Origin of the sequence: Kitasatospora sp. NPDC057500, assembly GCF_042802195.1 — a bacterium.
Lineage (GTDB): Bacteria > Actinomycetota > Actinomycetes > Streptomycetales > Streptomycetaceae > Kitasatospora.
Window position 1 is genome coordinate 1 of record NZ_JBHVER010000261.1, and the last position, 9,749, is coordinate 9,749.

Here is a 9,749-nt window from a genome sequence, read left to right on the forward strand (position 1 = left end):
GGGGGGGGGGGGCCGGGGGGGGGGGCGGGCGGCGGGGGGGGGGGCCCCCGCCCCCCCCGGGGGTGCGCGGGGTGCACCCACGGGGGGGCGGGGCTCCTGGTGACGCGGGGGGGGGCGGCCGCCTCGGCGGCGGCGCCCGCCACTCCGAAGAAGGGACAGACGTTGCCGCAGGGCCTGCTACCCGTCGCCGCTTCGGAGGGGCCGAAGCGGCGACGGAATCTCGCTTGCGTAGGAAGTCGGCCCGGCCGACTTCCTACGCAAACGAGGAGGCCGAAGGCAGGGGTGCGTGATGGAAGCGCGAAGGCCCCGTATCCGAGTGGCTCGGAGACGGGGCCCGGGGCGGTGCGTGAAGGTCAGGGGGTCTTGGTGGCGGTGTCGTCGGCGGGGCGGACCGGGGCCGGTATCGGGGTGGCGGCCTTGTAGCCCGCGGAGGTGGGGTCGGAGAGGGCGGACGGCGGGGCCGGGTCGGTGGCCGGGGGCGGGACCGCGGCGGTGGCCAGGACGGTCGCGGCAGCGGTTCCGGTGCCGGTACCCGCGGGGGCGGGGAGCGGCAGCTCCTCCTTGACCTTGATCCCGGCCTCGTCGAGCGCCGCCTTGACCCGCTGGCGCAGGGCCCGCGCCACGCTCAGCGACTTGCCCGGGGCGGTGCGCGCCTCGACCCGGACCACCACCGAGTCCGCCGCGACCGACTCCACGCCCAGGATCTTGAACGGCGCCCAGACCAGCTCGTCGAACGGCGCCTCCTTGGCCATCGCCTCGGCGGTCTCCATGATCAGCGTCTCGACCCGCTCCAGGTCCTCCTTGTAGCCGACCTGGACGTCCACCGAGGCCGTCGACCAGCCCTGGCTCATGTTGGCGATCCGCTTCACCTCGCCGTTGCGGATGTACCAGATCTCACCGCCCGCACCGCGCAGCTTGGTCACCCGCAGGCCGACCTCCAGCACCGTGCCGCTGGCCACCCCGGTGTCGATCTCGTCGCCGACGCCGTACTGGTCCTCCATGATCATGAAGACCCCGGAGAGGAAGTCGGTGACCAGGTTGCGGGCGCCGAAACCGATCGCCACACCGGCCACACCGGCGCTCGCCAGCAGCGGTGCCAGGTTCATCCCGAGTGCCGAGAGCACCATCAGCGCCGCCGTGCCCAGGATGGTGAACGACGCGACGCTGCGCAGCACCGAGCCGATCGCCTCCGCCCGCTGCTGGCGCCGCTCGGGGTTGACCACTCCGGTGTTGGCCAGCAGCCCGCCCAGCCGGCTCGGCTCGTCCTCGCTCTCGCCGGGCCGGATCATCCGTGTGATCAGCTGGGTGATCAGCTTGCGCACCATCGCCCGCAGCACCAGCGCCAGCACGATGATGAAGACGATCCGGATGCCGCTCGCCAGCCAGCTCTGCCAGTTCTCGTCGAACCAGCTGGCGGCCTGCCGGGTGGTGTCGGAGACCTCCTGCGCGCTGGTCGGGATTCTCAGGTCGGGCAACTCCGGGGCGGTGGGAGTGGGGGAGGGGGCGGGCGTCGAGGCCTGCGTCGTGGCGGACGCGTCGGCGAGGAGGCCGGCGGCACCGGACCGGAACACGTGCGGGACCTTCCTGCTGGGGTCGTGGCACGGCCCGCCGACGCGAGGCACACCGCCCCTGGCCTGCGGACCGTCCCCCATACCCTAGCCGCCGCCCGGCCGGCACCCTGACACGCCGATCGGCCGTCCGGAGGGCGCGCGGAGCAGCGCGAACGCCCGTCCACGCATCCGGGCGCCGCTTTCCGCACTGCTCCGACCGGCCCAGCGGTACCCCGCCGGGGCACCGGAGTGCAACGCGCGCTCCCCCCGGGCATACCGGGTATGACAGAAGCCACACCCGGAGTTCACGTCAGGTCCGTTACACAGGAGTGGTGGCGCCGTACCAAGGCGTAAGGCGACACTGGGGGAGATCACGCACCCGTTGCGCGATCCAACCGCTCGTCCCGGCGCGAGCCACGCGCCGCAGGCGTCCAAGGAGGCATCCGTGCCGCATGTCCTGGTCCTCAACGCGTCGTACGAGCCACTCGGCGTCGTATCGATGCGCCGCGCACTCATCCTCGTCCTCAACCACAAGGCGGTCAGCCTTGAGGACTCGGGTGTCACTCTGCACAGCGCCACCAGCGCCCTTCCGGCGCCGTCCGTCGTCCGCCTGACCCGGTTCGTGCGGGTCCCGTTCTGCGGGCCCGTCCCGCTCACCCGCCGGGCGCTGTTCGCCCGCGACCACGGCCGTTGCGTCTACTGCGGGGCCGCCGCCACCAGCGTCGACCACGTCATCCCGCGCAGCCGGGGAGGCCAGCACCGGTGGGACAACGTGGTGGCGGCCTGCCGCCGCTGCAACCACACCAAGGCCGACCGCCACCTCACCGAGCTCGGCTGGCGGATGAAGCGACCACCGGCGCCGCCGACCGGACTGGCCTGGCGGATCATCGGCACCGGCATCAAGGACCCGCGCTGGCGCCCCTACCTGGAGCCGTACGGCGGAGCCGACCAGCTGCGCGCCCCGCAGTGGGGCGAGTACGAGCACCACGACCATACCGACGCCACCCATCCGGTGCCGCTCGGCCGGGCACACGCCGCCCACCCCGCCCCCGTCCGCCGCGGAGAACAGAAGGAACCGCTCTCCGCCTGATCCGCCGAACCACAAGGGCTTGCCCGTCATATCTCCCGGTACGCCTCATGGGCCGCCGCGCACCCCGCAGTCGGGGAGCGCGGCGGCCCGCCGTTCGGGCGCCCTACGGCCGCTCGGACCGCTCCGGCTGCTTCGACGGGGTGCCGGTCGGCTGCGGCGTCGGGCCGGCCGTGGTGGCGGAGGGGGTGGGCACGGGCGACGCCGGGGTGGTCGGCGACGGGCCGCCGGCCTGGCCGCCCGTCTGCTGGCCGCCGCCCGGCGTCCCGGTCGGCGGCTCCACCGGCGGGGTGACCGGCGGCGTGACCGGAGGGGTCACCGGCGGGGCCACGGGCGGCGGCACCGTCCCGCCCGCCGGGGCGGCCGCGTACAGCTCGACGCCCCAGAGCGAGTAGCCGTACTTGGTGCCCCGGGCCACGCCCTGCATCCGCAGGAACTTCGCGTCCGGCGCGTCGAACCGCACCGTCTCCTTGCCGCCCGAACCGTCCTCGACCGTCGCGACCGTGGTCCAGCTGCGGCCGTCCGCCGAGGTCTGGAGCTTGTACGACGCGGCGTACGCGGCCTGCCAGTGCAGCACCGCGGAGCCCAGGTGGGTGGCCTCCGGCAGCTCCAGCTGCACCCAGGCGTCGTCCGCCGCCGGCGAGGACCAGCGGCTCTTCGGGTCCTGGTCGGCCACCGCGGAGGCCGGGAGGCCCGGCGTCTCGTCGCCCGAGGAGGTGGCCTTCGCGGTGATCGCCAGGTCCGGCCCGCCGGTCGGCGGCACCACGTGCACCTGGAGCACCTGGCGCACGGTGGTCGGCCCGGCCACGAACACCACCGGCACCTGGTACGTCCCGGACGGCGTCTCCGGCCCGGCGGTGACCAGCAGCGGCACGCCGACCTTCCCGCCGCGCGGCACACTCACCCCGGTCACCGGAGCCACGGTCAGCCCCCTGGCGACCGTCGGCACCTCGGTGCGCAGCTCCCCGGTGACGCCCTCCGGCCGCCCGGCCTCGACCGTCGCCTGCGCCTGCACCGGCGAGTCCTCCCCGATCACCGCGTCCACCGAGGCGTCGGCCAGGCTCAGCCGGGCGACCGGCGCGTCCGCGTACCAGGGGATCACCTGGTTGACCACCGGCGGCTCCCCGCCCGGCTTCCAGGCCAGCCGGAACGCGTCGGCGGGCAGGCCGCCGGCCGACAGCTCGTTCCAGCCCGGCTGCACGGCGCCGATCTCCGTCCAGGAGCCGTCCGGGTGCCGCACCGAGACGGCGGCCGAGGCCCGGACGCCCGGGTCGGTGAGGATCGTCAGCCGGTCCAGCGGCCGGGCCGCGCCCAGCTCGACGGTGAGCGGCTCGTCGGTCGCGGTCGGCGCGGTGGCCGCCCGGTAGGCGGTGTCCGGGTTGCCGTCCAGCACGGCGGCGGCCGAGGAGCCGGGCAGCGCGGCCGGTCCGCCGGAGACGCTGGCCGGCAGCTCGTCCGGCGCCGTCACCGAGAACTCGCGCACCGCGACCGCGGTCTTCTGCGCGGCGGTGGCCCGCAGCCGGACCGCCCGGACCACCGTCCCGGCGGGCAGCTGCGCGGAGACCGACTTCTGGTTCTTCACCGAGGCCAGCTTCCGCCAGCCGCCCTCGCCGGTGGAGTACTCCAGCACGCCGTCCCGGATGTAGTCGTCGACCGCGCTCCGGCCGTCCGGGCCGTTGCCCCAGGAGCCCATCAGCACGGTCACGCTGCCGACCGGGCGCCCGCCGCCGAGGTCCAGGCCGACCGAGTCGCCCGGCTGCGGCGGCGCCGAGCTCCAGTAGAACGTGTCGGCGACGCCGTCGGCCATCAGCGCCGGCAGGTGGTCGTGCGCGGTGCCCAGCGTGGTGGTCGGGGTGATGCCGCCGCCCTGCACCCCGGCCCAGGTGTCGGCGGCCCGCAGCGCCCGCTCCAGGAACGGGCCGAGCACGCCCGCGCCGACCGTCGCCGGGCTCTGGCCGAGCTGCTCGCGCAGCTTGTTCAGCTCCACCCGGGCCTTCCAGGCGGCCCCGCCGTCCCCGCCGCGCTGCGCCAGCAGCATGTCCAGGGCGGCCTGCCCGCCGAGGCCGTAGTCGCGCAGCGGCGCCAGCCAGGGGGCGGCCTCGGCAGCCAGCTGGGCGGTCGCCGGGGCGGCGGCCAGGGTCTGCTGGGCGCCCGCCATCGCGGCGAACGCCTCCCGCAGCGGGGCGGCCGCCGCGATCAGCGCGGCCAGGTCGGGCGCGGCGCCCGAGGTCGGCTCGGCGGTCGCCCAGAACCGGTCCAGCAGCGGCTGCAGATAGCCGGACTCCTGCTTGGCCAGCGGCGAGGAGACGCTGTTGCCGGCCAGCGCCGTGAGCGCCGGCAGGGCCTCCCCGGTGGGCGTCGCCGTCGCGCCGGTCGGGCCGGCCAGCGAGCGCAGCGCCGCCTGCCAGGAGTCCTCCGGCTTGTAGCCGCCAGGGTTCCAGGCGAAGTCCCCGGCCGTGCCGATCGCGATCCGGGAGGCGACCGGCTGCTGCATCGCACCGGTCAGCATGACGGCCGAACGCGTCGCCACCTCGGTGTCGCGGCCGGTGTAGGCGCCCAGGAACAGCCGGTCCGGGGTGGCGTCGTTGACCGGGTAGTTGTCCATGGTGACCAGCGGGTGCCCGTAGAGGTCCGCGGTGTCGCCGACCTGGGGGCCGGTGATCCGCTCCGGGATCACCCCGACCCCGCTCCAGGCCACCTGCACGGCCGGCGGCAGCGCGCCGGCCAGCGCCGCCCGGTACGGGGTGGAGCCCTGCTGGTGGTACTCGGTGGGGAGGACCGACAGCGGAGCCAGGCCCGGGTCCCTGGCGATCAGCCGGTCCTGCACCTTGGTGGCCAGTTCGGCCTGCGCCTTGGCGGCGGCGGCCGGGCCGGTGCCGTACTTGGCGCGGTCGTCGGAGCAGTGCCACTCGTCGTAGGAGACGTCCAGGAACTGGAGCTGGAACGCGGTGAAGCCGAGCTTGCGCAGCCCGTCCAGCTTGGCGACCAGCGCGTCCGCGTCCTTGCCGGAGCTGTAGCAGAAGGACTGGCCGGGGTCGATCGCATAGCCCAGCGTGACGTGGTTGCGCCCGGCGCGGGTGGCCAGCGCGCGCAGGTCGTCGGCCTTCGCCTGCGGGTAGGCGTCCCGCCAGCGGGCCGTGCGGTACGGGTCGTCGCCCGGGGCGTAGAGGTAGAAGTTCTGCTTGGAGCGGCCGAGGAAGTCCAGCTGCTCCAGCCGCTGCTGCTGGCTCCACGGGGTGCCGAAGAACGCCTCGGCGGTACCGCGCACCGGGGCGCCGGACGGCCAGTCGCGCAGCGTGATCCCCGGCAGGCCGAGGCCGGCCGCGCCCGGCGCCTGGCCCTGCTCGGCGGGGACGGCGGCCAGCAGCTGGCGCAGCGACTGCGCCGCGTAGAAGGTGCCGGCCGCGTCGGCGCCGGCCAGCACGACCGCGCCGTAGCTGCCCCCCTCGGCCACCGGCAGCTGACCGGCCGCCAGGACGTAGCCGCCGCCGGGCATTCCGGCGGTGGTCGGGGCCGCGGTGTCCGGGCCGCCGGCCGCGACGGCGAGCTCGCGCAGCACCCGGTCGGTCGCGCCGCCCGCGCCCTCGGCCGGGCCGCCGACGTACACCACCAGCGAGCCGGCGACCGGCGCGGCCGGCTCCGGCAGCGAGGCCACGGTGGTCGCCCCGGCGACGCCGAGCACCTCGCGCAGCGCGGCGATCGCGCCGTGGTCCGCCTGCGGCGCGGTGACCAGGGTGACGACGCCCGGCACGGTGACCGGCTTGCCGGCCACCCGCTGCTCCTGCGGGCGGGGGAAGACCTGAGGGTCGCTCACACTGCCGAGCGGGGTCTGCGGGGCGCTGCTCGCGGTGCTCACGACGTCCGGCCCGGGGGAGAACCCGGGGCTCTGCGCGTACGCGGCCGGGCCGCTCACCAGCAGGCCGCCGACCACGGCCGCCGCCGACAGGGTGGCCGCCACCTGGAGGGTGCGCCGGCTCGGCGCCCCCGGCCGGGCGGCCAGCGCGCGCTCGGCCCGCACCGAGCGGAGCAGCGGTTCGGTGCCCTTGAGGTCCGCGATCAGCCGGTCCGCCGTCCTGGGCGCCAGCTGACGGCACGTCCGTGCGGTGGCCCGCCGTGCCGCGAGGGCCGCGGGGTGCTGGAGCACCTCGCGCAGCGACGGGCTCTGCTCCAGTTGCTGACGGAGCCGCCGCCCGGCCGCCTCGGACACTCGGGCTTGCACAGGAGCCTCCTCGCCAGGCTGGAACCACATCGCGGCAAAGCCCACCAGCTACGTTTCCCGGTGTCAACGCCGTCGACGGGTATGCCGACTTTGTCCGATTTACGCCGGACTTAAGGCCTCTTTAACGAGGACTCCCCGCCCTTCCGGGAGCCCCCCGGAGGGAGCAGGGCGAGCGAGCCGAAGGGCCGCGCCGGGGCCGGGAGGGAGAAGGCCGAGCCGCCGACGAAGGAGGTGGCGCGCCGCCGCCGGCCGTCGGCACCGGACAAGAGCGCCCCGGAGGCGAGCCGAGCTAAAAGAGGAGGCGGCGGTGCGTGTCCGCCGGGTCGCCGACCCGTCGCCCGGGTAGGACTGTGGCTGTTCTGACCGGGCGTTGCCGAGACATCGCAGGAGCCGCGAGTGGCCGCTTATCTCGACCGTGACGGAGCCGACGGCCTGGACGTGCCGGCGCAGGACGCGCCGCTGCCCCCGCCCGAGCTGGTGGCGCTGGCGCAGGCCCACGGGGTGGACACCCGCTGCGGCCCCGGCGGCGTGCCGGCCGGCGCCCGCACGCTGGTCGCCGTCCTGGCCGCGCTCGGCGTGGACGCGGCCGCCCCCGAGGCCGCCCGCGCGGCGCTCGCCCGGCACCGGGCCGCCCGGCGCGCCCGCCTGCTGCCCCCGACCGTCGTGGCCCGGGCCGGCCGCCGCACCGCGCTCGACCTGCCCGCCGACACCCGGCTCGCCGTCGACCTGGAGCAGGGCGGCCGCTGGGAGCTCCCGCGCGGCCACGCCCACTGGCTGCCCGCCGACCTGCCGCCCGGCCGGCACACCCTGCACGCCGCACTGCCCGGCCGCACCGCCGCCACCGCCCACCTGATCGTCGCCCCCGAACGCCTGCCCGCCCTCCCCGGCCGCAGCTGGGGCTTCCTCGCCCAGCTCTACTCCGTCCTGTCCGACCGTTCCTGGGGCATGGGCGACCTCGCCGACCTCGCCGACCTCGCCACCTGGGCGGGCTCGCTGGGCGCCGGCTTCCTCCAGATCAACCCGCTGCACGCCGCGCTGCCGGCCGTCCCCTCCGACCCGTCCCCCTACCGCCCCTCCTCCCGCCGCTTCGCCGACCCGGTCCACCTGCGGGTCGAGGAGGTCCCCGAGTACGCCTACCTGGCCGGTCCGGCCCGCGACGAGGCGGACGAGCTGCTGGTCCGCGCCGCCCGGCTGCGCGCCGAGGTGCTGGAGCACGACGGCCTCATCGACCGCGACGAGGTCTGGGCCCTCAAGCGCCGCGCCCTGGAGCTGCTGCACGCCGAGTACCGCCGGTACGCGGCCCGCCACGGCGCCGTCCGCACCGCCGCCTTCGACGCCTACCGGGCCCGCGAGGGCGAGTGGCTGGAGCGCCACGCGGTCTGGAACGCCCTGGCCGAACGGCACGGCGCCGACCACCACCGCTGGCCCAAGGGCCTGCGCCACCCCGACTCCCCGCAGGTGCGGCACGAGGCCGCCGAACTCGCCGACCGGGTCGACCTGCACCGCTGGCTGGCCTGGCAGACCGACCGCCAGCTCGACCGGGCCCAGCGGGCCGCCCGCGCCGCCGGGATGCCGGTCGGCCTGGTGCACGACCTCGCGGTGGGCGTCCACCCAGACGGCGCCGACGCCTGGGCGCTCCAGGACGTCCTCGCCGCCGGCATCTCGGTCGGCGCGCCCCCGGACGCCTTCAACGCGCACGGCCAGGACTGGGGCCTGCCCCCCTGGCGCCCGGACGCGCTGGCCGCCGCCGGCTACGCGCCGTTCGCCGAGCTGATCCGCTCCGCCGCCCGGCACGCCGGCGCGCTGCGGATCGACCACGTGATGGGCCTGTTCCGGCTCTGGTGGGTGCCGGCCGGGCACGCCCCGACCGAGGGCGTGTACGTCCGCTACGACGCCGAGGCGATGCTCGCCGTGCTCGCCCTGGAGGCGCACCGGGCCGGCGCCGCGGTGGTCGGCGAGGACCTCGGCACCGTCGAGCCGGGCGTGCGCGAGGAACTCGCGGAGCGCGGGGTGCTCGGCACCTCGGTGCTCTGGTTCGAGCGGGACTGGCAGGCCGGCGGCGGGATCCTGCCGCCGGAGCGGTGGCGGGCGGGCAGCCTCGCCACCCTGACCACGCACGACCTGCCGTCCACCGCCGCCCGGCTCTCCGGCGAGCACGTGGAGCTGCGCCACCGGCTCGGCCTGCTGGCCCGCCCGCTGGGCGAGGAGCAGGAGCAGGCCGCCGCCGAGCTGGCCGACTGGCGGGCCGAGCTGGTCCGGCTCGGCCTGCTGGGCGCGGACGAGCCGCTGTCGGCCCTCGCGCTGCACCGGTTCCTGGCGGCCACCCCGGCCGGGCTGGTCGGCGTCTGGCTGCCGGACCTCGTCGGCGACCCGCGGCCGCAGAACCTCCCCGGCACCTGGGACCAGTACCCGAACTGGCGGCTGCCGGTAGCCGACGGCGCGGGCACGCCGGTCACCCTCGACACCCTGGCCGCGGCCCCGGACGCCCGCACCCTCGCGGACCTGCTGCGCCCCCTGGGCGTCCGGCCGGGCACCGCCGGCGGGGCCGCTCCCGAAAGGCCGACCCCGGCGAGCGGCCCGGCGTAAGTGACGGGTAAGTTGGCACCGTGGACAAGAGGAACGCTTTGCGAGCCGGCGCGGTCACCGCAACGGTCACGCTGATGATGCTGCTGTCGTCGCCCGCCATGGCCCTCACCCGGGACGACGGTGACGACCCGGGTAGCGGCCTGAGCGTCGCCGAGACCCTCGGCCTGTTCGTGCTGCTCCCGATCGCGGCCTTCGTGATCATCGGCGGCCTGGCCGCGCTGCCGCTGGGCGGCAAGGACAAGAAGAAGTAGCCGGGCGGCTCCTTCCTCCACCCACACGAGCACAGACCCCGAGGGGGCGCCGGACC

5 protein-coding genes are annotated in these 9,749 nt (G+C 76.4%); 3 read left to right on the forward strand and 2 right to left on the reverse strand.

Features of this window, described 5'->3' with window-relative positions; genetic code table 11:
* Positions 1 to 353: 353 nt before the first annotated feature.
* Complete coding sequence (locus tag ACFU74_RS33495; RefSeq protein WP_380763703.1) at positions 354 to 1,571, reverse strand: mechanosensitive ion channel family protein; 1,218 nt, start codon at positions 1,569 to 1,571, stop codon at positions 354 to 356.
* A gap of 424 nt (positions 1,572 to 1,995) precedes the next feature.
* Here ACFU74_RS33495 and ACFU74_RS33500 point away from each other — a divergent pair, with 424 nt between their 5' ends.
* Positions 1,996 to 2,640, forward strand: a complete 645-nt coding sequence (locus tag ACFU74_RS33500; RefSeq protein ID WP_380763705.1) for an HNH endonuclease — start codon at positions 1,996 to 1,998, stop codon at positions 2,638 to 2,640.
* A gap of 103 nt (positions 2,641 to 2,743) precedes the next feature.
* Here the strand turns inward: ACFU74_RS33500 and ACFU74_RS33505 are convergent, their stop codons facing one another.
* Complete coding sequence (locus ACFU74_RS33505) at positions 2,744 to 6,856, reverse strand: beta-N-acetylglucosaminidase domain-containing protein (protein WP_380763707.1); 4,113 nt, start codon at positions 6,854 to 6,856, stop codon at positions 2,744 to 2,746.
* A 396-nt stretch (positions 6,857 to 7,252) separates the two neighbouring features.
* On the opposite strand from ACFU74_RS33505, the gene malQ reads away from it, so the two are divergent.
* Positions 7,253 to 9,442 carry a 4-alpha-glucanotransferase gene (gene malQ, locus ACFU74_RS33510; protein ID WP_380763709.1) on the forward strand — a complete coding sequence of 730 codons (2,190 nt, stop codon included), beginning with the start codon at positions 7,253 to 7,255 and terminating at the stop codon, positions 9,440 to 9,442.
* A gap of 20 nt (positions 9,443 to 9,462) precedes the next feature.
* The gene (locus ACFU74_RS33515) at positions 9,463 to 9,693 is read left to right on the forward strand and encodes a hypothetical protein (RefSeq protein WP_380763711.1); all 231 of its coding nucleotides are present in this window, start codon (positions 9,463 to 9,465) and stop codon (positions 9,691 to 9,693) included.
* The last annotated feature ends 56 nt before the right edge of the window (positions 9,694 to 9,749 follow it).